At 57.6% G+C, this 22,540-nt stretch carries 20 protein-coding genes; 15 read left to right on the forward strand and 5 right to left on the reverse strand.

The features are described 5' to 3' along the window. Window positions 1–446, forward strand: a 446-nt coding sequence (locus tag ACGYLX_RS18015; RefSeq protein ID WP_394451005.1) for a plasmid pRiA4b ORF-3 family protein, incomplete at its 5' end; no start/stop codon positions are given. Window positions 447–782: 336 nt separating this feature from the next. Here ACGYLX_RS18015 and ACGYLX_RS18020 read toward each other — a convergent pair. Beyond that, window positions 783–2,906: a GumC family protein gene (locus ACGYLX_RS18020; RefSeq protein WP_394451007.1), complete on the reverse strand. Its 2,124-nt coding sequence runs from the start codon at window positions 2,904–2,906 to the stop codon at window positions 783–785. 534 nt (window positions 2,907–3,440) lie between these two features. Between ACGYLX_RS18020 and ACGYLX_RS18025 the strand changes: the two genes are divergently transcribed. Then, a complete protein-coding gene (locus ACGYLX_RS18025) occupies window positions 3,441–4,763 on the forward strand; it encodes a glycosyltransferase family 4 protein (protein WP_394451009.1) in 1,323 nt (440 codons plus the stop codon). A gap of 15 nt (window positions 4,764–4,778) precedes the next feature. Here the strand turns inward: ACGYLX_RS18025 and ACGYLX_RS18030 are convergent, their stop codons facing one another. The 4 genes from ACGYLX_RS18030 to ACGYLX_RS18045 form a co-directional block, all read right to left on the reverse strand. Further along, complete coding sequence (locus tag ACGYLX_RS18030; RefSeq protein WP_394451011.1) at window positions 4,779–5,297, reverse strand: transcription termination/antitermination protein NusG; 519 nt, start codon at window positions 5,295–5,297, stop codon at window positions 4,779–4,781. A 110-nt stretch (window positions 5,298–5,407) separates the two neighbouring features. Continuing rightward, window positions 5,408–6,757 (reverse strand): polysaccharide biosynthesis/export family protein, encoded by a 1,350-nt coding sequence (locus ACGYLX_RS18035; RefSeq protein WP_394451013.1) that lies wholly within the window; start codon window positions 6,755–6,757, stop codon window positions 5,408–5,410. Between the two features lie 97 nt (window positions 6,758–6,854). Further along, window positions 6,855–7,475, reverse strand: a complete 621-nt coding sequence (locus ACGYLX_RS18040; protein WP_394451015.1) for a YjbF family lipoprotein — start codon at window positions 7,473–7,475, stop codon at window positions 6,855–6,857. Next, a complete protein-coding gene (locus ACGYLX_RS18045; protein ID WP_394451017.1) occupies window positions 7,472–9,610 on the reverse strand; it encodes a YjbH domain-containing protein in 2,139 nt (712 codons plus the stop codon). Before ACGYLX_RS18045 ends, ACGYLX_RS18040 begins: the two co-directional genes overlap by 4 nt. Before the next feature lie 177 nt (window positions 9,611–9,787). Here ACGYLX_RS18045 and ACGYLX_RS18050 point away from each other — a divergent pair, with 177 nt between their 5' ends. The 13 genes from ACGYLX_RS18050 to ACGYLX_RS18110 all read left to right on the forward strand — a co-directional run bounded on the left by ACGYLX_RS18050 (window position 9,788) and on the right by ACGYLX_RS18110 (window position 22,505). Further along, entirely contained in the window at window positions 9,788–10,573 is a 786-nt protein-coding gene (locus ACGYLX_RS18050; protein ID WP_394451019.1) for a metallophosphoesterase family protein, read from the forward strand. A gap of 146 nt (window positions 10,574–10,719) precedes the next feature. Further along, window positions 10,720–11,085, forward strand: coding sequence for a MarR family EPS-associated transcriptional regulator (locus ACGYLX_RS18055; protein ID WP_394451021.1), 366 nt, complete (start codon window positions 10,720–10,722; stop codon window positions 11,083–11,085). A gap of 176 nt (window positions 11,086–11,261) precedes the next feature. Further along, window positions 11,262–12,260 carry a UDP-N-acetylglucosamine 4,6-dehydratase (inverting) gene (gene pseB, locus ACGYLX_RS18060; protein ID WP_394451023.1) on the forward strand — a complete coding sequence of 333 codons (999 nt, stop codon included), beginning with the start codon at window positions 11,262–11,264 and terminating at the stop codon, window positions 12,258–12,260. Beyond that, the gene (gene pseC / locus ACGYLX_RS18065) at window positions 12,260–13,408 is read left to right on the forward strand and encodes a UDP-4-amino-4,6-dideoxy-N-acetyl-beta-L-altrosamine transaminase (RefSeq protein WP_394451025.1); all 1,149 of its coding nucleotides are present in this window, start codon (window positions 12,260–12,262) and stop codon (window positions 13,406–13,408) included. The genes pseB and pseC overlap by 1 nt, the downstream gene beginning before the upstream one ends. Beyond that, window positions 13,405–14,259, forward strand: coding sequence for an aldo/keto reductase (locus ACGYLX_RS18070; protein ID WP_394451027.1), 855 nt, complete (start codon window positions 13,405–13,407; stop codon window positions 14,257–14,259). The genes pseC and ACGYLX_RS18070 overlap by 4 nt, the downstream gene beginning before the upstream one ends. Then, window positions 14,256–14,858 (forward strand): GNAT family N-acetyltransferase, encoded by a 603-nt coding sequence (locus tag ACGYLX_RS18075; RefSeq protein ID WP_394451029.1) that lies wholly within the window; start codon window positions 14,256–14,258, stop codon window positions 14,856–14,858. Before ACGYLX_RS18070 ends, ACGYLX_RS18075 begins: the two co-directional genes overlap by 4 nt. Before the next feature lie 4 nt (window positions 14,859–14,862). Further along, a complete protein-coding gene (locus ACGYLX_RS18080) occupies window positions 14,863–16,185 on the forward strand; it encodes a hypothetical protein (protein WP_394451031.1) in 1,323 nt (440 codons plus the stop codon). Continuing rightward, window positions 16,182–18,221, forward strand: a complete 2,040-nt coding sequence (locus ACGYLX_RS18085; RefSeq protein ID WP_394451033.1) for an aminotransferase class III-fold pyridoxal phosphate-dependent enzyme — start codon at window positions 16,182–16,184, stop codon at window positions 18,219–18,221. The genes ACGYLX_RS18080 and ACGYLX_RS18085 overlap by 4 nt, the downstream gene beginning before the upstream one ends. Window positions 18,222–18,256: 35 nt before the next feature. Further along, entirely contained in the window at window positions 18,257–19,384 is a 1,128-nt protein-coding gene (pseG, locus tag ACGYLX_RS18090) for a UDP-2,4-diacetamido-2,4,6-trideoxy-beta-L-altropyranose hydrolase (RefSeq protein ID WP_394451035.1), read from the forward strand. Next, window positions 19,374–20,018 (forward strand): formyltransferase family protein, encoded by a 645-nt coding sequence (locus ACGYLX_RS18095; RefSeq protein WP_394451036.1) that lies wholly within the window; start codon window positions 19,374–19,376, stop codon window positions 20,016–20,018. Before pseG ends, ACGYLX_RS18095 begins: the two co-directional genes overlap by 11 nt. A 1-nt stretch (window position 20,019) precedes the next feature. Then, window positions 20,020–21,063, forward strand: a complete 1,044-nt coding sequence (gene pseI, locus ACGYLX_RS18100) for a pseudaminic acid synthase (RefSeq protein ID WP_394451038.1) — start codon at window positions 20,020–20,022, stop codon at window positions 21,061–21,063. 7 nt (window positions 21,064–21,070) lie between these two features. Next, complete coding sequence (locus ACGYLX_RS18105) at window positions 21,071–21,607, forward strand: acyltransferase (protein WP_394451040.1); 537 nt, start codon at window positions 21,071–21,073, stop codon at window positions 21,605–21,607. Between the two features lie 4 nt (window positions 21,608–21,611). After that, window positions 21,612–22,505, forward strand: a complete 894-nt coding sequence (locus ACGYLX_RS18110) for a hypothetical protein (protein WP_394451042.1) — start codon at window positions 21,612–21,614, stop codon at window positions 22,503–22,505. The last annotated feature ends 35 nt before the right edge of the window (window positions 22,506–22,540 follow it).

The raw sequence follows: 22,540 nt of genomic DNA on the forward strand, positions 1-22,540 counted from the left end.
GAATAGGTCGCCAGAGGACCGGCCTTCCATCAGTTGGTCTAATAGCTTTTTGTCGATGCTCATACGTGGGTCTCCTTATAGAGCAGTTACCACGCCAGAGCACAAAATTCAGGACAGTCCCCTACGACTTTGGTGACAACTGGCACCACGTGATCAAGATCGAGAAAATCGATGGCTCTATCGCGGGCGCCGCATATCCACGCCTTGTCAGGGCTATCGGTGCTTGCCCTCCGGAGGATGTGGGTGGCTTCTCCGGCTACGCTGACTTCCTCGAAGCCATGGCGGATCCTAAGCACGAAGAACACGGCCAGATGCTGGAATGGTATGGGGGACAGTTCGACCCGGATGAGGCAGAGATCGGCCGCATCCTCGATAGCTTCGAGCGCCTTGCCAAAAAATGGGCACCGAAGTCGCGTAAACCAAAAGCTTCTACCAAACGGATCTGATCAAAAGCGAACGCCCGCGGCCTTTGCCGAATGCTTACGATCCTTCTTGCACCGACAGCACGTATCGTTGCGGAACAGGACGACGCAATCCTTCTAATAGTTCAGTCTGACCGGACTCGCCGCAGGAAGATTGAGGAAGCAATGCAGGCATTCCGAAATTCTAACGAGAGCATCACTGCACCGTGTTCAATCAGGCCCGCGCAGGGTGAATGCTCTCGGGCCACCTTTGTCGGAAACGGGTAAGCTACTCTCCCTAGCAAGCGCCGAGTCGTTTAAGCACGGTAGCTTGCGCCTGCAACCTTTCTGCTAAAGAGGTCAGGCTATTCAGAACAGTTCCTATTTCTGATAGTAACTTGAATAGTCTCCGTAACTATCGGAATAGCCGTAGCGCTTCATTTTGTTGCCATCGAACTGGCTCAACACCAAACCACTCACCCGAACGTTGACGCTCTGCAGCGATTTTAGCCCGTCCAAAACCTGACGATGAGGGGTGGAATCCCATTGAACGGTGTAAATTACGGCATCGACCAACTGGCCGATGACGCGGGCGTCCGGCACGGCGAGGACGGGCGGCGTGTCGATGATGATATGGTCGTAGTGTTCGCGAAGTCCCTTGATAAAATCTGAGAAGGTGTTCGACGAAAACAAATCGGCGGCGTTGATGGTAGATTGCTCACCGTAGAGGATGTCGGCTTTCAGGGTCTCATCATGTACAATAGCCTTTTCCAGAGGAACTTCGCCTGAGATGACGGATAGGAAGCCGTGCTTTTGATCATGTCCGAAATATTCATCGAGCACGCGGCGCCTTATGTCGCCTTCAATCAAAAGAACCTTAGCTCCAAGACCAGCAAAGTTTTGCGCAAGGGTAATGGATTGCGTGGTCTTGCCCTCTCCAGGAACTGAGGAGGTCGACATGATGATCTTCGGCTTGGTGTCGAGGTTCGCCAATAGAAGCGATGTACGGAGGTTTCGAACCGATTCGGCAGCAACTGAATTGGGCTTTTGAGAGATATACTCCAGAACATTCCGGCGATGCTTCGCAGGAATTTTTGGAATCTGTCCGATGACGGAATGGCCTGTCTTCGTTTCAAGGTCCTCTGCCGTGCGGAACGTGTTCTGAGCCATTTCCCGGAGCAATACGGCGCCGGAGCCTGCCATAAGACCCAAAATTAGCGATAGGGCCAAGATTCGGGATTTGCGGGGGGCGGAGGGGGTTGATGGCACCACGGCCCGGCTGAGGATCCGGCTGTCGGCTTGTTGGATCCCTTGTTGGATGCTGGTTTCTTTCAGGCGGCTGAGGAACGCTTCGTAGAGCAAGCGGCTTGCCTCGACTTCTCGTTGAAGCTGTTCAAGGATGACCAGTTCTTCGGACTGATTGTCGATCCGGTTGCTGACCTCGGTGATTGATGCTTCGATCGCGCTCAGCTGAGACATGGCGCGTGTTGCTTCGAGTTCTGCACGGGTTATCAGCGCGTCCGCGCGAGTTTCGAACGCCGTCTCGGCGCCGACGCTCCCATCTTCGAGAAGCCCGTAAACTTGGTTAAGGGCGGCGTCATTTGCAATCTCAACAAAAGCCGCAGGACCGGCTTCGCGCGCGTCTTCCAATACCAGCAACCGGCTTTCCGTGGCCTCGGCTTGTGTGACCAGCGTCGCGCGGCGATCCCGCAGGTCTTTCAATTGGCGGTTAAGTGCGGCCAAGGTCTCGGCGTTCACGAGCTCCGTGTTGGTAGAGAAGTCTTTCAGTTCGGCCTGCGCGGTTTCTAGTTCAATCTGAAGACCGCTTACACGTTCGCTTAGCCAGCTCGTCGCCTGTTCTGTTTTTTCGAACTTAACGGAAATTTGGTCTTGGATGTAGAGTTCGGCAAGTCTGTTGGCCATTGCTGCGGATTTATCCGGATCTTCGGTGGTCACAGTAATTTCAAAGACAAAGCTTTGACGCAGGTTTGAGGCCGAAATCGAACTAAGGACAGTGTTGATCGTAGAATCAAGAATAGCCCGCTCGGTGGCAGGCTGCGTTTCTTCCGGTTCGGAGATAAGGCCGCGTATAAAACCGACGGCTTGGCCAATGGAAAAGCTCGGGGCGGGTTGCAGTCTTGTGTTGAACTCCGGATCTTCAAGAAGGTTCATGTCCATGACCAAATCTTCGATAAGACCGCGCGAGCGAAGCACTTCAACCTCGGTATTGATCGTGGATTGATCGCCGCCAAGGCCGGTGACAACGCTTTCGATGTCCATCACCTGTTCTTGTCGGCTTTCTAACGCGATTGCGGCCTTGGCGGTGTAGACTGGCACGGCCAGACCATAAGCGTAGTAGCCGCCGAGCAGCAGCGCCAGCAAACCACAGAGCGCAATCCATAGTTTACCCCGCCAAAGCGTGCGGAATAGGCTGGAAAGGTCAATTTCGTCATCATTGTCGCGATCTTGAAGGGTGCTTTCGGAAAATACTTGTCGCTGCGTCATGAAATGCCTGTTCCCACGTGGATCGCTTGGTTAATTGCTTCCTACACCGGTAGCTTTGGCAATGCTATGAAGGATCGGCAAAAAACTTGGTCGTGATCGGTTGCTCGTGGCGTTTTGCTATCTTTCAGCCAATTTCATTGGGGTGAGTTATTTCCTCTTGCGGCGGTAACAGCCGGGTATAAGAGTTATGCAGTTGATTTAGAGACGCCGATTTTGAAGCCTTTTGCCTTGCATTTTTCGCGAACTGTGCCATCTTTATGGCGTTTTCTAAATTGCTGAACCGATAGGGCCATGCTGCACACAAGCCCGACCGGCTAAGCTTGGAGAACGTGGTTCTGGGGGGTCTACATAAATTTTTGAGATCTGCGCGGCTATAGGGTCGACCTGGGTGTGAAGGTTAAGATTTCGTAACGAACGCTCAGCCATATTGGCAAATTTGCCGCGTTTCGAGTAATGTCCCGATGATTTTTCTGGGGCGTTAAAAGAGGGCGTTTTGCGATTGCGCTCACGTTAGTTTTTTGAGGTATCCTAGTTTTGTTCGAACCGTGGATTTTGTTGGCGACCTTCCTGACCAGTCTGGCCATTGGTCTGCTTTTCATTGCCTGGCCCGGCTTGTTGATGAGCCAGGAGCATATGGAGCGTGATCTGGGTGCGCGGCAGGCGACGCATACGCGTCCCACGCCTCGGGTGGGCGGCATCGGTATCATCGTCGCGCTTGTTTTCGGGTGTTTTTACTATGCAGATCAGTTGCGCAGTGATCTGCTTTTGTCGCTGGCGGCGGGGCTGATCGTCTTTTTTGTTGGTTTGCGTGAGGATATCCATCGGAACGTAAGCCCGCGTGCGCGTCTTTTGGCGGCTTTTGCCGCCGCCGCGCTGGCGATTGCGCTCACGCGTACTGTCGTTCCAGACTTGGGACTGGTGGACAATTCGCTGGCTTACTTTGTTGTCCCCGCCATCGCCATCACTTTGCTGTGGTCAGCCGGCACTTGCCACGCGCTCAATCTGATCGATGGCCTTAACGGTCTCTCATCTCTCTATACCATGAGCGCGTCAGTCGGGTTTTTCGCGATTGCCGGTTTTACCGGTGATGTGGATGTGCAGATCGTGGCGGGTTTGCTGTTTGCTGCGATGTTCGGCTTCTTCGTATTGAACTGGCCTTTCGGGCGCATCTTTCTTGGTGATGCAGGGGCCTATGGGATCGGCCATGTTGTGGCGTGGCTGGGCATTGTATTGGTCGCCCGAAACCCTTCGGTGGCGGGGATGGCGGTTCTGCTTTTGCTGTTCTGGCCGGTCTGTGATACACTCTTCTCGATTCTGCGGCGTCGTATGACGCGCAAGGCGACCGATCAGCCGGACCGGCTGCATTTCCACCACCTCGCCGTGCGCGCCTTGCCTTTGCTGCGGAAGCGCAGCCGGCGTGGCCAGTTTGACAATCCTTTGGCGAGCCTTCTTTTGCTGCCGTTTCTCTGTGTGCCAATCCTCACAGGGGTCCTGCTCTGGGATCAACCTATCGCGGCGAGTTTCGCGCTTGCGCTTTATATCTCCCTCTTCGCGCTCGGCTATGTCGTTGCTATGAAGTATTTCACGTCGCATCGTTTCCGGCAGCCGCGCCGCTTCGTGCCGCTGCCGCTGAGCCGTAAGATCAAGGGGCGGCAGACCTCACCGCTGTCGGGGACTTATACGCGGGATGGTGAGAACTTTGACGTGTTGATCTACCGCGACAGTCCGACTGTCTATTGGACTTTGCAAGCGAAGGCGGCGGGCACGGGGGCGCTGATTCTCTATGGAAGGTTCCGCAACGACGTCATCGCTTACGAGCATTTTTTGCGGGACGCGGAAAGCGCCCAAGCAGCGTAAGAGGTTAGTGGAAGGTCATTCTGTGACTTTCGCCACATGAGCGCGGGGCAGGGAGGATCGGACTTCCCTGCCCATTAGATCGATCAGCACGCCGACACGCTCTGCGCTTGGCAGGGCTTCGATCTTTGTCACGAGTTCGGCAAAAGGTCCGGTGAGAACGCGCACGCGATCGCCGACTTCTAGGTCATCTTCACCCTTGTAGGCCTCTTCGGTATCGCAGCGGTCCTGTAGGGCGCGGATCAGTTCTTCTGAAAGGGGCCGGGGGCGTCGGGGGTCGTTCAGAATGAGGCGTGAGACACCTCGGGTGCTATTGATGGCCGTCCAGCCAGTTTGGCTGGGATCAAAGTTCACGAAGAGATACCCAGGGAAAAGCGGGCGCTCGGCGCTGCCCTTGTTTGGTCGGTCATGAGGGCTTTGCAAAAGGACGGGCGAGAAAGTTTCAAATCCCTGTCGCTTGAGATGAACCCGTGCTTGGGCGAGGCCATGCGGGCGCAGTTGGGCGACGAACCATCCTGATCTAATAGTATCGGACATCTATAGCTCTCTGGTCTTTTATTGCGCTGACAATTGAAAGCGCGCGCCAAAGGCGCGCGCAAACTGTTGGAAGGAGGCACAGAAGGTGGCAGGCCAAGCCCGCCAACAGCTTAGTTAACTGAGCTGGCCACACTGGAAATAAGAGAGGGGGTGATCTGCGTGATGACCCGGTTCCAGCGCGTGACTGGCTGTTCGGCCACGAAGATGATGTCATTTGGACGCAGCTCCATCCGCGTAGCCAGAATCAGATTGGTTGCATTTCGGGCGTCGAGGTTCCATGCGGTCACTGCGCCGAATTCACGTGGGTCATTCGAGCCGCGCAAAACGTAGATTTGCGAGGGGTTACCGGTCATCGTGTCGATTCCGCCTTCGGAGTAAAGCGCATCCGCGAGGGTGGATTTCCGGCCGAAGGGCAGAGTGAAGCGACCGGACTTGGACACTTCTCCGGCGAGATAGGCGTAGTCCCGCTCTACGGCGTCATTGGCGAGCTGAGCTTCGAAGTTCGCCCGGCCTTCTTGGAGAGAGGCACGGCGCAGATCGACGACTGCTGTGAGTTCTGCCAAGGCCTGGGCGCGCGCTTGTTGGCGGAATTGCTGGAGGGTGATCTGCTCGGCGAAATATGCCTGCGCCCGATCAAGCTGGTACTCGGTGTCGACAAACACGCTGTCGCCAGCAACGAGGCGGGTTTTCTGAAGGTCGGGCCGACGCAGGTACTGTTCAAGCGGGATTTGATAGAGGTCACCGTCCCGGTACAGGCGAATCGAAGCGTATTCGAGATCAGGGGTTTGGATACCGCCTGCGCCCGCCACGGCTTGGTCCAACGTAAGCTGTGTCAAAGTGATCGGGATCACAGTGGGGTTGCCGACAGCACCGCCGACAGAAACGCGTTTGGAGTTAAACTCTGCGATCTCAAGGCTGAACGAGGGGTCGATCTGCGCTTCAAGCAAGCGCTGGAAGAGTGCCGCTTCGGCTTCTTCCAATGTCAGATCTGAGACTTTGACGCGGCCGACATCGGGAATGGCGATCGCCCCATCATCTTGAACGGTGTAGCCTTGGCGCCGATTTTGTGCGGCGAGCAGGCCACTCAGTTCTTCGACCGTGCTGCTGCCGCTGCGTGTCGCCAGCAAAAGCACATCCCCAACGCCGATATGATAGGTCGTGTTCGGCGGGGTGTTGGGGACGCGAAGCGCGAGGTTGCCGGGCTTCGTCTGAATTTGGGAAACAGGCGAGGGCGTCGGCCCTGCACCGCGCAAGCCGCCCGCGCCGCCGGCGGTCTGGAAGAACACAGCCGGAAGCTGCTTCGGTTCATAGGTTGATCTATTCGCAGCCAGAACAGTTTCCGAGGTCAAAGGTACGATACGGACCTTGCTGCCAGCATCGGTGACTTTCGGAGAGACATAGGCGACCCCGCAACCGCTGAGGAGTATCAGAGTAGAAGCAGCGATAAGACGTTTAAACATTAAGGAACCTCGGAATAAAAACGAACGGCAGCGTGTGAACGCAAGAAGGGCCTAGGAACTAAAAGTCGCTAATTGGCATGGACCTGTTTGCACGGCATCAAACATCCTCCAACCGGATGTAACCAAGATCCGGGCCAATCCATTGCCGGGACGCGACGACTTTGCCCCCAGACATTTGATAGCTGTTCTTAAAGCTGTGATCTTTGCCATAGCAGGTTTCTGTGATCTGCGCATTTCCGCTATAGTTGCAGATGTAGCTCTTGATCACAATCTGATCTTCGCCATCAAGATAGCGATGAACGCGGACGGCTTGGCCGCCATGGCGCAAACCTGCGAGCACTTCGGCGACATCGCCGCTCATCAAGTCAAAGCCAAGGCCGCGGGTGCCGACAAGCACTCCCTCTTTGAGGCTCAGTGAGATGTTGTCGGGGGTGAAATAGGTTTCGACATTGCGATTAACCCCCTTACGCACAAGGATCGAGGCCCGTTCATTCTGCTCAAGCTGAGCGATCATCAAAGACGTGTGCTGAAACCGTTGACGCACCTCCGGGGTCACCTGCCGCCGAATGTCTGCCATGCTGGAGGGTTTCGAGGCGGACTGCGTAAAGCCGAGAAGGGCCTGACCGATCGGACCAAATATACCTTGCTGTGATTGGCCCTGCCCGCAGGCGGCCAGCAACCCCAAAAGGGACAAGACGGCGATAGATTTATGTTTCATCTCCAGAACCTGCCCCAGCTGTCTTTCAATTCGGGTGTATGGTAGCCGCGCACGCTTTCGTAGAGACGGTTTCTGACCTTCAGCCTTGCACCCCCGTCGCGTGTCAGCGGTTGGATTACGGCCTTATAGGTTTTGTCCGAAGGCTCGCCCAATACATGCGACAGCGGGACGGTAAAGCGCAAACCTTTGTCGAAGGACCCTTCGCCGAAATCGTCAAATGAGACATCGGTGAAGGTGGCGTAGGCGCCGATGCTCCAGCCATTTGCGAAGACGCGGTCGAGGGTGAAAGTCGCGCCGTAGTCGCCCGCCAGATAGCGGCCCGCGTCCACTTGGCCAAGGTAGCCGTCGCCAAAGTCGTAATAAGCCGAAAGGTGGCCTGTCGCGATTTCGTAGTCCCGGAAGCCGAACCTTTGATCGAAATCGCGCTGGACGGCATAATTCACCTCGGCGCCCAGAGCCAAGCGGCTGGCGACGGGTTTCCACAGCAGTTCGCTCGAAACACCCCCGAATTGCGATTCGAGGTAGCCCGCGGTGACCCGGGCGTAGAGATCTTTGCCGGGTCGGAAGTAATGCGCGAGTGTCAGATGCTCTAGGGCGGTTTCCCCCTCACGCGCGTAGATTGAGGATTCGGACCGAACCCGCGGCAGCACGGAATTCGACCCGCGGGCCGCGTCACCGATATTCCCCGCCAGCCGCTGTTCGATGCTGCCCGAAATGAACCAGCCCGGCGCAATGTCGTAGCGCCCTTGCAGCCGCAGGCCGGTGTCGAGGCGTACCGGCTCATCCGGATCGAAGTAACTGGCGTTGAGATAGGGGCCGACAGACCAGGTCAGTTTGGGGTATTGGTCGCGATGATAGGTCGCACCATCGAGGCTACCAGCGGCATCCTCAATATCCGCGCGAGCGTAGGTTTGCCATGACCCATCTGCCTCATGCTCCAAATCCTCGATGTCCGACCGGCGCAATGTGGTGGCGGAGAGCGGAATGCCGTTCTCCAGCGGGACCACGGTAAAGCTTTCCACCGATGCCGGCATGACCTGTGTAAGGATGCGCGCCGTGCGCCCGATGGCTTCGGGGCGGGCAAGATAACGCTCGTTGCGAATGTGGACCGTCACGGCATTCGGGCTGATTTTCATTGCCTCCAGCGCCATACCGTCGCTGGCAAGCAGCGTGCCAGTTTGCTCGCGCAAGCTGGAGCTGACGCCAACGGCCTGTGTCCAACCAAGGTCGGACGCCGCCCCCGGCGCGCGCCGTTTCACTGGCAAGGGTGCCGGACCCTTGCCACCGTTTACGAGGGGGTGTCTGGGGTTGTTCCGGAGGTTCAGCGAGAAGCCGAATGTCGAGCCGTTAAGGTAATGCGCCTGTAGGTGAATGTTGTCGCGGATCTCATAGTCGAGGCCGAAGTTGAACGGCGACTTATGTTTGAACGACCCGGATCCGGTTTCAATTGCATAGTCGTCGGAGGAATACTCGGCCTTCAGCGTCAGCTTGTCCGTCGCCTGCCAAGCGACGCCGCCAAAGAGCGCGGCATCCCCGCGGAACCAGCCTGCGGCTTCGATCTCCCCGCCGCGGCCAAAGTCTCGGGCAGGTCTGGTGTCGAAGCGGTCGTTGATGACGCCAAGCGGGTTGGAGAAGCCGTTGTAGCTGCCAAGCCGGCCCCAACCGATACCACCTGTAAAGGTCAGGCGGGGGGTGACGCTTTTCGTGGCGACAATATATTCCGCCGTGTAGATGCCCGTGCCGATAAAGTCCTGCAAACCAACTGCGATCGCAGGTCGGCTGCTGGTTTCATCCACAAAGCGATATCGCAGGTCGAAGGAGCGGTCGAAATGAGTTGTGCCCACGGAAAAGTAGTCGTCGATTTTGCTGTAGCGAAAACTGCCAGAAAGCCGCGGGGTGATCTGAAAGCTCAGCGTAGTGCGGGCAGTATTGGCGAACTGACTATATGTTGCCGTCAGCTCAGCATCTTCCGCGCTTTGCGCCGTTGGCATGTCGACCAACCCGACGGTGCCATAGGTCGAGTAGGAATAGCCTTCCGTCTGCGCTGCGGCAGGCAGCAAGAGCAGACCGACCCCCACCATCGCGCGCGGGGTCCGGCGGCGGGATGCAGGCTTTGGGCGAGGCTTGTGAGTCATATGTCTCTCCGTTCCTTGGCAGAAGGGATACTTGTTCAGCCGCGGCAGGGCAATCTCTGTGCAGGTCTCTTAGGCATTCACCGGCCTTCGGTAGTTTGATGTGGCCTATCGGTCGCAGTCGCGTTAATCGAAGGGTTCGCAAGATGACTGGAACAAGACAGTACTCAGGGGGGCGGAATGCGCGCGGAGATCACGTCATGGTTAAAGGGCTGGATAAAGCGCAGCGAGGCTGAAGCCGAGGGCGCGCCTGACCACTTCGCACCCGAGATGCCTTTTTTCGCGGTCGGTGACATCCACGGTTGTGCGGGGCTCCTTGAGGATTTGCTGGAAAAACTAGGGGCGGTCGCAACCGGTGAAGAGGTATGCGTCTTCCTGGGCGACTATATTGATCGAGGTCCAGACGGGCGGGGCGTTCTGACACGGCTTTTTGATCTTTGCCAGAGCTACCCTGAAAAAGTAGTGTGCCTGATGGGCAATCACGAGCGCATGATGCTCGACTTCATTGATGATCCTGCGGGGGCAGGTTTGGAATGGTTGAGATTTGGTGGTTTGGAGACCCTGCAAAGTTTCGGTCTCTTTGCCAATAAGCGCGGGCTGGACAGTGCCGGATCAATTGAACTCGCAAATGCACTGGAGGCAGCGCTGCCGACCGGCATGCAGGAGTGGCTACGTAGTCTGCCGCTCCAATGGTCAAGTGGTAATATGCATTGTGTCCATGCGGCGATGTCCCCGAAGCGTCACCCCAATGCGCAGCGCGAGCAGGCGCTTTTGTGGGGACATCCAAAGTTCTTTAGTGAGCCCCGCGAAGACGGGGTGTTTGTCGTTCATGGCCATACGATCGTGGAGAATGCGAGCATATCTGCGAGCCGGGTGTCTCTAGACACCGGCGCATATAAAACAGGCCGGATGACCGCAGCCCGTATCTCAACAGGCGGCTGCATTTTTCTTCAGACCGAAAGCTGATCGCAATAAATTTGATGTAAGTTTGAATTCTATCTTTCCCTAGCTCGCCATCAGGGTTAGATGTTCATTCGTGAACGCAGTGACGTTCAACTCCCGGAGGCTGCCCCAGCGAACCTCTGGTGCGGTAGCTGTGTCTATAGAAAGCTATGGCGAAACCAGTTAGTGAAGATATCCGGTTCCGCGTGATGCGGGAGCTTGAAGCTGATCCGAAGCTCTCGCAGCGAGATTTAGCCAAATCTCTGGGCATTAGCCTTGGGGTGATTAACTATTGCCTGAAGGGTTTAATCGACAAGGGGCAAGTGAAGGTTGGAAACTTCCGGGCGTCTGGGAATAAGCTGCGGTATACATATGTCCTAACGCCGCGCGGGGTTTTAGCGAAGGCAAAGTTGACTAAGGCCTTCTTGAAGCGCCGCGTGGCTGAACATGAGGCGTTGATTGCGGAAATCGAGGCGCTGCAGCGAGAGATCAACCCTGAAGTGACCGCACAAGGGCTTCCTGAAGACATCCGATAGTTTGCGTTATCTGCGGTTTGCATTAGAGCAGGTCTAATCTGCCTAAGTTTTCGGAACTTCTGAGAAGCAGCAGGACTGAGGGGTTTCCGGGTCAAAGCTGCAAAATGCGCTCTCGAATTTACGGACAACATGCAGCGACCAATATCAAGATTAACCTAGAAGATTAGGCAATTACTATGCTAGAAAATTCGACAATTCTTATAACCGGCGGCACCGGATCATTTGGGCATGCTTTCGTGCCGATGACTCTGGCGCGGTATAACCCCAAAAAAATCATAATCCTTTCACGGGATGAGATGAAACAGTGGGAAATGGCCAAGCTCTACGGCGATGATCCGCGAGTTCGTTTCTTCATCGGAGATGTGCGCGATCGCGAAAGGCTATATCGGGCCTTTGACGGGGTCGACTATGTCATCCACGCCGCGGCAACCAAGATCGTGCCCACAGCCGAATACAACCCCTTCGAGTGCATCAAGACTAACATCAATGGCGCAATGAACGTTATAGACGCGGCAATTGACAAAGGTGTGAAGGGGGTCGTGGCGTTGTCCACGGACAAGGCTTCGAGCCCAATTAATCTTTATGGCGCGACTAAGCTAGCCTCGGACAAGCTCTTCGTGTCGGGCAACGCTTATTCCGGCGAACATGGGACGCGGTTCTCTGTGGTGCGCTACGGCAACGTTATGGGGTCACGCGGGTCAGTCATTCCGTTTTTCATCTCGATCCGTGATCAAGGCGAACTTCCCATTACCGATACACGAATGACCCGCTTCATGATCTCTCTCGAGCAAGGCGTAGAGCTGGTCTGGCATGCTGTTGACGACATGGTGGGTGGGGAAATCTACGTGAAAAAAATTCCTTCGATGAAGGTTACAGATTTGGCACGGGTCCTGGCACCTGAAGCTAGACAGAAGGTCGTTGGCATCCGTCCGGGCGAAAAGATTCACGAACAGATGATCGGCGAAGAGGACGCCTACTTTACCTATGAATACGCTGAACATTTCAAGATTCTACCACAGATCAACGAATGGTCTACGAGCCCCGAGCGGATTAAGGACGGAAAGCGCGTGCCCGAAGGTTTTGTCTATTCCAGCGGTACCAACACCGAGTGGATGAGCGACGCGGAATTGCAGCGCTGGATTGATGACAACGAAGTAAAGATCGGTAAGATTTGATGATCCCCTATGGTCGCCAGGACATCCGGCAGCAGGATCTCGATGCGGTCATCGAGGTCTTACAGTCCGATTTCATCACTCAAGGCCCCGTGGTGCCGCAGTTCGAAGCAGCCCTCGCCGAAAAATCCGGCGCGGCCCACGCGGTTGCGATGAACTCCGCAACTTCGGCTTTGCACGTTGCGGTGGCCGCATTGGGACTGGGCCAGGGCGATCTAATGTGGACCACGCCAATCACCTTTGTGGCTTCAGCCAATTGCGGGCGCTATGTGGGTGCCGATGTCGATTTTGTCGACATCGACCCTGACACCTTCAATATGTGTCCGAAGGCGTTAGCCGCCAAGCTGGCGCAGGCAAAGGCCGCAGGCCGCCTGCCCAAGGTGATTGTGCCCGTACACATGTGCGGCCAATCCACCGCTACCCGTGAGATCGCGGAATTGGTGCGTCCCTACGGAATCCGCATCGTCGAGGACGCCAGCCACGCGGTGGGTGGTAGCTACCTGGGCCAGCCGGTCGGATCCTGCCAATTCTCTGACATCACAGTGTTCAGCTTCCATCCGGTCAAGATCATCACTACCGCCGAAGGCGGCATGGCGCTGACGAACAATTCTGAACTGGCGGCACGCATGGAATCGCTGCGCAGCCATGGTATTACCCGGGACCCAGCCCGAATGACGCATGACCCCGACGGCCCGTGGTATTACCAGCAGGTAGAGCTTGGCTGGAACTACCGCATGACCGAAATGCAGGCGGCGCTTGGCCTTAGTCAGCAGGAACGACTTGCGGAATATGTCCACGTTCGCAACGTATTAGCCGATCGCTATGACCAGTTACTGGCCAACCTGCCGCTGGATCTGCCAGGCCGGCTGCAGGGCGCGCACTCGGCGTTTCATCTCTACGTCATCCGGCTACATGACGCCGCGCGCCGCAGCAGCGTGTTTGAAAGTCTGCGGGCCGAGGGAATTGGTGTGAACCTGCACTACATTCCGGTTCATTTGCAGCCATATTACCGTGATTTCGGGTTTCGCGAAGGGGATTTCCCTGCGGCCGAAGACTATTATAGCCGCGTGATCAGTATCCCGCTGCATGCAACATTGAACGAAGCAAACCAGCACGCGGTGGTTGCGGCGCTGAAGAAAGCTTTGTCATGAAATTGATGCTCGGCACCGTCCAGTTCGGCATACGTTACGGCACCTTCAACCCTGCCGGGAAAGTGCCGCTGGACATGGCTTCTGTTATGCTCAACCAAGCGGCGGTCGCTGGGGTGAAGATGCTGGACACGGCGCGCGCTTATGGCGATGCAGAGGCCGTTCTTGCGCGTACCGGTGCCGCGGAGCGGTTCGACATCGTGAGTAAATGCCCTGATCTGGCCCAATCGTCAGACCCGGTCGCTGCTCTCCGAACCGCCTTTGAAACGAGTTGTGCGACGCTCGGGGTTTCGCGGCTGTACGGCTATTTGCTGCACAACGCCGAGGATCTCACACGTTCCGGCGTTTGGGAAACGCTCTGTGAGCTGCGCGATGCCGGCCGTGTCGCGCGTATCGGCGTGTCCGGCTACGATGCCGAGGATGTGCGCGTTCTGTGTAACCGCTTTCCGTTGACATTGGTGCAACTGCCCGCCAACGTCCTAGATTCCTGGTACGAGAGTGTGGAGCTTCCCGCCACGTTGGAGGTGCATGTCCGATCGGCCTTTCTGCAAGGCTTTTTGTTAAGCAACCCATCCAAACTTCCATCACATTTGGCCCCGTGGAGCGCCACCCTCGAGCAGTTCCGCGTCGAGGCCGCAGAACAGGGACTGACTCCCGTCCAGGCGGCGCTGGCGCCGCTGCTGGCTAGCCCGTCTATTGCACAGGTGGCGGTAGGAGCGGACAGTCCGGCGCAGCTGGACGACATTCTGCAGGCAGCACAGGCACTTTCAGGCCGGGCCGTCCCGACCTTTAGTCCCTTTTCCGGAGTCACTAAGAACCTGACAGACCCAAGACGGTGGAGGACTGCACCATGAGCGCCAATCAGGCCCCCTCAAAGCAATGTACTGGACAGAATACCGTCCTGAATTTGGGTACGAAGTACGAGGATGGCGGCCGCATCTATCTACGTCGCCTGTCAGCCGCGGACGTCAGTCAGGACTATCTCGACTGGTTTCAGGACGAAACCGTGACAGAGTTCCTCGACTCACGTCGCCTGACCCGTGAAGCGGTAATCGAGTACATCGAAAGCGGTGCGGCCCAGCGGACCCACTATATGTACGGCATCTTTGATGCGGACAGCTGTCGACACATTGGCAACATTAAGATCGGCCCGATCCAGTGGAACCACCTCGTATCTGATTTGGTCTGCGTCATCGGTGCCCGCGAGTTCTGGGGCAAGGGGCTGGCAAAAGAAGCGATTCGACTAGGCAACCGCGTGGCATTTGACGTGCATGGCATGCGCAAAGTTTCGGGCGGAATTGCCAGCGGTAACATCGGATCGATCAAGGCTTATACTGGGGCCGGTTGGGTGATTGAGGCCACTATGAAGGGCCATCATCTGATCAACGGCGAACCTCAGGATCGTGTTGTGGTCAGTTGCTTTAACCCCAAGTTCTTTCCGGAAAGGGCCTGAAGTTATGCGGTTGGTATTCGTAGAGAACCGGGGCAAGACGGTTTTTTGGAGCGCGGTTGCCCAACATCTTGCAGCAGATGGGCACGGTGTCGGCTGGATTGTGCAAAACCCGACCTATAGGCCCAATGGCGCACCCGGCGACGTCTTTGACCTTGGTTTCCCGAAGGCCGCGGACTTGGTCGCTGCGCCGATCCCTGAAGCGGTGTCCACCGACCGGGGTCGGCAATATTTCGGTGCCGGATCGCGGCATTATACCTTCTACCGCGGGCGGATCGCCGATGCGCTGGACAGCCTCCGTCCCGATGCGGTGATCGGCGAGCCCACGCTGATGCATGAGCTACTGACTATAGCGGAATGCCGCAAGCGGAGCATCCCCTACTTGCATCCGGCAATGACGCGCTATCCCGGCGGCCGATTCAATATCCTTGATGGCGACACGCAAATCCCGGTCGCAGGCAGTGATGACACTTGGCCAGCCGCGCGGCTGTCAGACTTGGCGAGCGCGATCTCCGAGGCGCGTAGCCTGCCCAGCTACATGGCGAAACCCCCGGCCATGGCCGCGAGGATGCGCCAACTTCGTCGGGTCGAGGCGCAGGCGCGCACCACGCTGGGGTGGCTGCGTGGCGACCGGTTTAACACGCCATCGCCTGCACGGAAGATCACACTGCAACGCGCGCTGAAGGAAAACCTTGCAGCCTGGACCGCACTGGCGCGTATGCCCGACGGCGCGGGGCCGATAATCCTGTATCCACTGCAGATGCAGCCGGAAGCCAACATCGACGTTTGGGGCCGTCCCTACAGCAATCAAGTGGCGCTGGTGCGCCAGTTGTTGGCCGCGCTCCCCCAGAATGGCCGCATAGCAATCAAGGCTAACCCGAAATCGAAGTATGAGGTTTCGCCCGAGATATTGGCCTTGGCGCGTGAGACGGACCGCGTAATTCTATTGCCGCTGAACCGTTCCATGAACGACGCGCAGGCCGTCAGTACTGGCGTGGTGACCGTGTCTGGGACTGTTGGCTTTGAAGCCGTGTTCGGACGCGGGCGCTGCCTATCGCTGCGACATCCCGTTCTAGAATACCACCTGCCCGAGTTCCACGCACATTCTCCCGAAGACGCAGTTGCCCGGCTGCTGACCGACCCTCAGGCTGGTCGCGGCAGCCCCGCGCGCGGTGCAGACCTGTTGGCGCAGCTGGTGTCCGACAGCTTTGAGGGCACGATTAACGAACCCACCTATGATCCGAATTGCCTGTCGCCCGCCAACCTCGCCCGCGTGACAGCGGCCTTTGGACAGGTGCTGGACACCTTGCCACTGAAAGCCGTCGCATGAAGACAGTCGCCATCGTTCAAGCCCGGATGGGCTCCAGCCGCCTGCCGGGCAAGGTCATGAAGACCGTGGCCGGCCAGCGAGTCATCGACCTTTTAATTCGCCGCCTGCGGCAGGCGGAACAGGTTGATGAGATTGTGCTTGCGACCACCACGCTGCCGGTGGACGACCCGCTGGCCTCCCATGTCAAAGCGCAGGGCCTGCGCGTAGTGCGCGGCAGCGAAGACGACGTCCTGTCGCGCTACGCCAAGGCTGCCGAAGAAAGCGGGGCCACTACTGTGATCCGTATCACCGGTGATTGTCCCTTTGTCATGCCTGCGCTGGTAGATGCGGCGGTCTGCGCCTTTCACGCCCGTGAGGGCGGCATCGATTACTTATCTAACATCGATCCGCCAACCTTCCCGGACGGGCTTGACCTTGAGGTCTTCAGCGCTACTAGCCTCATGCGGGCACTACACGAGGCGCGCGACAGCTTTGACCGCGAACATGTCACACCCTTCCTCCGGCGCGCGGACGACATCCGCCGCGACACCATTCGTGCCGGGCGTGATCTTTCGGCGCTGCGGCTGACGGTGGACGAGCCCGACGATTTGGAGGTCCTCGAGGGCGTGTTGAACGCGCTCGCCCCGGATCGGGATTTTGAGCTTGAAACACTGATCGCCCTGTATGACAGCAGGCCGGACTTATTCAAGGCGAACAGCGCCATCCTACGAAATGAGGGAGCCAGCATGGGCAAGGGGCAAAAACTGTGGAAACGGGCCAAACGGGTAATCCCAGGCGGCAACATGCTGCTGTCAAAGCGCGCGGAAATGCATCTGCCCGAGCAGTGGCCAGCCTATTTCGAGCGAACTGAGGGTTGCCGCGTCTGGGACATGGACGGCCGCGAACTGATTGATGTCGGTTTCATGGCGATCGGGACCAACACGCTCGGCTACAGCCACCCGGAGGTCGACGAGGTCGTGCGGAGGGTCGTAACTAAGGGCAACATGTCCACACTCAACGCCCCCGAGGAAGTGCTGCTGGCGGAACGCTTAGTTGAAATCAACGCACCTTGGGCCGAGATGGTGCGTTTTGCGCGGTCTGGCGGCGAGGCCAATGCCATCGCGATCCGCATCGCCAGGGCAGCTTCGGGGCGCGACGGAGTGGCGATCTGCGGTTACCACGGCTGGCACGACTGGTATCTGTCAGCTAACCTGGCCGATGATGCCAACCTTGACGGCCACCTCTTGCCCGGTCTCAGTCCACGCGGCGTGCCTCGCAGCCTAGCGGCTAGCACCTTCCCGTTTATGTACAACGATTTTGCCGCGCTGGAAAAGCTGGTCGCCACCGACAAGATTGGCGTCATCAAGATGGAAGTCGTGCGCAACGTCGAACCGACAGATAGATTCTTGCACAAGGTGCGCGCGTTGGCCGATGCTAACAATATTGTGCTGGTGTTTGACGAATGCACTTCGGGCTTCCGAGAAACCTTTGGTGGGCTTCACAAGAAATATAACGTGGAACCGGACATGGCGGTCTTCGGCAAAACACTTGGCAACGGCTATGCCGCTACTGCCGTAGTGGGGCGGCGGTCGGTTATGGAGGCGGCGCAATCAACCTTCATTTCCTCAACTTTTTGGACAGAGCGTATTGGCTCGGCCGCGGCATTGAAGACGCTAGAGATCATGGAACGCGAGCAAAGCTGGACGCGTATCACCGCTGCAGGACTGGATTACCGCGCACGCCTGAACGAGGTTGCAGGCACCCACGGGGTGGACGTGGTGATCGGCGGGTTACCGTCTCTGACCACCTGGTCGGTGGCCGGGGACAACCCGGCGGGCTACAAAACACTAATCACCCAGGAAATGCTAAAACGAGGGTTCCTCGCTCCGCCGGCCTTTTATGCCTCGCTGGCACATACGCCCGAGGTGCTGGACCTGACCTTTGCCGCGCTGGACGAGGTGTTTGCGCTTGTCGTGGATTGTCAGGCTGGAAAGCAATCGCTGGACGCGCTGCTGGACGGGCCGATCTGTCACACCGGATTCAACAGGTTGAATTAGATGATGGTTATGGTCGAGAGCCCGGAGGGGGAAGAATGAAAGCTGGACGCGTCGTGTTCCGCGCCGATGCTGGGCTGGACATCGGTACTGGCCATGTGATGCGTTGCCTGACGCTTGCGAATTGCTTGAGCGGAGCTAATGCGGAGGTGGTCTTTGTAACGCGCGCGCATCGCGGCCACCTCATCCCCGCCATCATAGACCGGGGCCACCGTGTCGTGCCCCTCCCTGATAATACCATTGAAGGCTATGGCCCACATCCCGCTCCGCCTGCGCATGCTGGCTGGCTGGCTGCGGACTGGCGTAGCGATGCCGAGGCAACCTATAGGGTTTTGGAAGAGACAGGCGCAAGCTGGCTAGTGATGGATCACTACGCGTTAGACAGCTACTGGCAGGACGCAGCATTGCCGCCCGGAGTACAGCTGCTGGTGCTCGATGATCTCGCAGATCGGCCGCATGTGGCTGACATTTTGTTGGACCAGAACGCAGGGCGGCTGGTCGATGACTACAACGGATTGGTGCCGCCGAACTGCTCCCGATTAATTGGACCGAAGCACGCGCTGCTGCGCCCTGAATTCGCTCTGCTACGCCCGCGAGCACTGGCGCGACGCAAGGCCTTGCAACGCCCAGAACGGCTGTTGATTACGCTAGGCGGCGTGGACCGCGATAATGCAACAGGCGCGGTCCTCGAAGCGTTAGCGGAGGCACCAACTGCAGCTGGGCTGCGGGTCTGCGTTGTTTTGGGCCGCAATGCCCCCGCTTTGGCAGAGGTTCAGGCGCAAGCGGCGGTAATGCCGATGCCCGTCGAGGTGGCCGTAAACGTTGCGAACATAGCACAACGAATGATGCAGTCAGATCTATGCGTAGGTGCCGCAGGGTCCACGGCCTGGGAGCGCTGTGCACTAGGGCTACCAACGCTTCAGGTAGTACTCGCCGACAATCAAGCAGAAACAGCTCAAAGCATGGCCGAAAACGGAGTGTCGCTCTCATTGCCCTCTCCGACTTCCCCGGACTTTGCGGCGGCGTTAGAGGCGGGGCTAGCCAACTTAGCTGAACCCCACGCATACTGGGCCATGGCCCGCACAGCATCTTCGCTTACCCATGGTGACGGCGCTCCAGAACTGGCTCGGACTCTGCTTGAGAGGACATCGACCCATGCGTATTGACATTCTTTGTTCCGACCCTGCGCACCCTGTGGTGCCAAGCCTACGGGGTTGGATCGCCGCTCACTCCGAAACCCACGCTCTGCGCCTCGTTTACGACAAATCGGACCTTGCAGAGGGCGATATTCTATACCTCGTGTCGTGTTGCCAGTTAATCACCCGCGCGGATCGCGCACGTTACGCTAATGTAATGGTGTTGCACGCTAGCGACTTGCCAAAGGGCCGCGGATGGAGTCCGCATGTTTGGGATATCCTTGCCGGCAAGGAGGAGTTGACTGTCTCTCTACTTACCGCGGAAGACAGCGTCGATACCGGCGCGATTTGGGCTAAGCAGCGCTTTATCGTGCCCCGCCACGCGTTGCACGACGAGATAAATGCGCTGGTGTTCCAAGCAGAGCTGGAACTGATGGACCGCGGCATTGAGATGGTCGAGGCAGGTGAAGCCCCTGTTTTGCAGTCCACTGAAGGCGTAAGCTACCATCGACGACGCACTCCAGCAGACAGCCGCCTAGATCCTAGCCGATCGTTAGCTGAGCTCTTTGCGCAGATCCGCGTCGCTGATCCAGAGCGTTTTCCGGCTTTTTTCGAGCTGCACGGAAAAACCTACGAACTCGCACTTAAGAAACGGGAAACCTGAAATGGAAATCGCAGGACGTCCGATCGGCTCCGATCATGCCCCTTACGTCATCGCCGAACTATCTGCCAATCATAATGGGAACTTCGAGCAGGCACTCCGGATTATCGACATAGCGAAGACTGTGGGTGCAGACGCTATCAAAATCCAAACTTACCGGCCAGATACGATCACCCTAGACGCGAAGACCGAGGATTTCGTTGTCAAAGGCGGACTATGGGATGGCCGCACCCTTTACGACCTGTACGATGAAGCCCATACGCCGTGGGAGTGGCACGAGCCTCTTTTCGACCACGCCAGGCAGCGTGGCATCACTATGTTCTCCTCGCCTTTCGATACCACGGCGGTGGACCTACTGATGGACCTTAACACACCTGCTTTCAAAATTGCTTCTTTCGAGGTGATTGATCTACCACTGATTCGCTACGTGGCATCCACGGGTAAGCCGATGATTATTTCCACCGGTATGGCCGACGACGAGGAGATTGACGAGGCCGTACAGGCCGCGCGTGATGGCGGCTGTACGCAGTTCGCATTGCTTCACTGCGTATCGGGCTACCCGGCACCGGCTGGGGATTACAACCTTGCAACTATTCCTAACATGGCACGACGCTGGGGCGTCCCGGTGGGCTTGTCGGACCACACCTTGGACAATACCACAGCAATCGCCAGCATCGCACTGGGAGCCTCGGTCATCGAAAAACACTTCACCCTCGATCGTTCCGCCGGTGGGCCTGACGACAGCTTCTCGCTGGAACCTAAGGAGTTCACTGAGCTGTGCACTGGCGCGCGCACCGCATGGGAGGCAATCGGCCGCGTTGATTATGGGCGCAAGTCCAGCGAGTTGGGAAATGTTACCTTTCGCCGGTCGCTGTATTTCGTCAAAGACCTAGCAAGGGGCGAGGTGGTTACCGAAGGTGCGATACGCTCGGTCCGGCCCGGTTTCGGATTGGCTCCGAAACACGCTGATGCCGTGGTCGGTATGCGTGTCACCCGCGCGGTAAAGGCGAATACGCCAACAACCTGGGATGTGCTAGAAAAGGTTTGATCCCGATATGAAACAGTGCCTCCTCCGACTGGAATACAACCTGCTACGCATGGCCCCCATACGGCTGGCCGTGGGCACAATGATAACCTTTGGCTTCCGCCTCTGCTGGCTCTGGGGGCGGGTGCGCTTTGGCGCACTGGTGAAACAGCGCGGCATCAGCTGCGTCTGCGCCCCCGACGTTGATTTGAAATACCCCCAGAATATTCACCTCGGCGACCGCGTTATCATTGGATCGAACGTGTCACTGGGTGCCCACAGTCCCATCACCATGGGCGATGACGTGCGCATTTCGCGCGACGTGATCATTGAAACGGCAGGGCTGAATTATTCCACCGGGCGGCCACCCTACAAACATATTTCCAAACCCGTAACCATTGAAAAGGGCGTCTGGATCGGCGCGCGGGCTATCGTCTTAGGCGGTGTAACCCTTGGCGAGAATGCCGTGATCGCCGCCGGATCCGTGGTGTCACGGTCCGTGCCTCCGGGGACGACCGTCGCTGGAATACCGGCCCGCTCAATCAGATCGAAAAAACCCAAGGAGTAGAGACATGGGGAAAATGGAGCGCATTGCGCAAATCGCGAAAGACCCGCGCTGGTGGAGCTTCTACCTTCAGCGGCGGGTTAGCAACCCCACGCGCAGGGCCGCGCTGGCGCGCCGTCTGAGCTCCTTCAAGCCAAGCTACACCCCCGTGGATCAAACACGGGCAAAGGCAGGCGAGCGCGATCTGAACAGTTCAGGACTGCACGAGCTTGGCCAGTTGCTGAGCACTAAACAGGCCGGAGAGCTGGTCACCTACTTCGAGCAAAAGCAGGTCCGCGACCCATACCGCTCTACGGTGCCGCACTTCCTACCGCTCTCTAATGCCCGCCCGACCGAGGCGCATATCGCCCATCACGAGGCACGGGACATCTTGAATGCCCCCTACTTGCTGGAAATAGCCAACGATCCGCGCATTCTCGATGTCGTGGGCGAGTTTCTCGGCTGCAAACCGACCATTGGCTACATGGCTACCTGGTGGAGCTACGCTACCGAAGTTGGGCCCCAGCAGGCCGAGAATTTCCATCGTGACGTGGACGACTGGCGCTTTGTCAAACTGTTTGTTTATTTGACGCAGGTGGACATGGAGAACGGCCCACACAAGTATGTTCTGCATTCTTCGGCCCAGCCCAAGCTCACGCAGGTTCGGCGTTTCAATGACGATGAGGTTGCCGCAGCCTTTGGGAAGGAGAATATCCGTACCATGACGTCGAAGGCAGGTGAAGGGTTCCTGGAGAACACTTATGGAATCCACAAGGGCCAGCCGGTGCAACTTGGGCATCGTCTACTGTTTCAGGTCGTTTACACGATGACCCCGCTTCCCTATGCACCCAAGGTGCCGGTGATGGACATGCCCGCCCGGGCCTCCTATGACCCCTGGATTAACCGTCTGTACCTGAAGTAGGAAACCCGCTCGCACGGACAGCTGTTCCGCGCGGG

Origin of the sequence: Sulfitobacter sp. 1A13496 (genome assembly GCF_043557225.1) — a bacterium.
In the GTDB taxonomy this organism is placed as follows: domain Bacteria; phylum Pseudomonadota; class Alphaproteobacteria; order Rhodobacterales; family Rhodobacteraceae; genus Sulfitobacter; species Sulfitobacter faviae.

Bases quoted from the DNA above. Each gene is read 5' to 3' on its own strand.
- pseI (WP_394451038.1), top strand. From the start codon at position 20,020: ATGGAAATCGCAGGACGTCCGATCGGCTCCGATCATGCCCCTTACGTC.
- ACGYLX_RS18070 (WP_394451027.1), top strand. From the start codon at position 13,405: ATGAAATTGATGCTCGGCACCGTCCAGTTCGGCATACGTTACGGCACC.
- ACGYLX_RS18040 (WP_394451015.1), bottom strand. From the start codon at position 7,475: ATGAAACATAAATCTATCGCCGTCTTGTCCCTTTTGGGGTTGCTGGCC.
- pseC (WP_394451025.1), top strand. From the start codon at position 12,260: ATGATCCCCTATGGTCGCCAGGACATCCGGCAGCAGGATCTCGATGCG.
- pseG (WP_394451035.1), top strand. From the start codon at position 18,257: ATGAAAGCTGGACGCGTCGTGTTCCGCGCCGATGCTGGGCTGGACATC.
- ACGYLX_RS18095 (WP_394451036.1), top strand. From the start codon at position 19,374: ATGCGTATTGACATTCTTTGTTCCGACCCTGCGCACCCTGTGGTGCCA.
- ACGYLX_RS18050 (WP_394451019.1), top strand. From the start codon at position 9,788: ATGCGCGCGGAGATCACGTCATGGTTAAAGGGCTGGATAAAGCGCAGC.
- ACGYLX_RS18055 (WP_394451021.1), top strand. From the start codon at position 10,720: ATGGCGAAACCAGTTAGTGAAGATATCCGGTTCCGCGTGATGCGGGAG.
- ACGYLX_RS18105 (WP_394451040.1), top strand. From the start codon at position 21,071: ATGAAACAGTGCCTCCTCCGACTGGAATACAACCTGCTACGCATGGCC.
- pseB (WP_394451023.1), top strand. From the start codon at position 11,262: ATGCTAGAAAATTCGACAATTCTTATAACCGGCGGCACCGGATCATTT.
- ACGYLX_RS18085 (WP_394451033.1), top strand. From the start codon at position 16,182: ATGAAGACAGTCGCCATCGTTCAAGCCCGGATGGGCTCCAGCCGCCTG.
- ACGYLX_RS18020 (WP_394451007.1), bottom strand. From the start codon at position 2,906: ATGACGCAGCGACAAGTATTTTCCGAAAGCACCCTTCAAGATCGCGAC.
- ACGYLX_RS18045 (WP_394451017.1), bottom strand. From the start codon at position 9,610: ATGACTCACAAGCCTCGCCCAAAGCCTGCATCCCGCCGCCGGACCCCG.
- ACGYLX_RS18030 (WP_394451011.1), bottom strand. From the start codon at position 5,297: ATGTCCGATACTATTAGATCAGGATGGTTCGTCGCCCAACTGCGCCCG.
- ACGYLX_RS18110 (WP_394451042.1), top strand. From the start codon at position 21,612: ATGGGGAAAATGGAGCGCATTGCGCAAATCGCGAAAGACCCGCGCTGG.
- ACGYLX_RS18075 (WP_394451029.1), top strand. From the start codon at position 14,256: ATGAGCGCCAATCAGGCCCCCTCAAAGCAATGTACTGGACAGAATACC.
- ACGYLX_RS18035 (WP_394451013.1), bottom strand. From the start codon at position 6,757: ATGTTTAAACGTCTTATCGCTGCTTCTACTCTGATACTCCTCAGCGGT.
- ACGYLX_RS18080 (WP_394451031.1), top strand. From the start codon at position 14,863: ATGCGGTTGGTATTCGTAGAGAACCGGGGCAAGACGGTTTTTTGGAGC.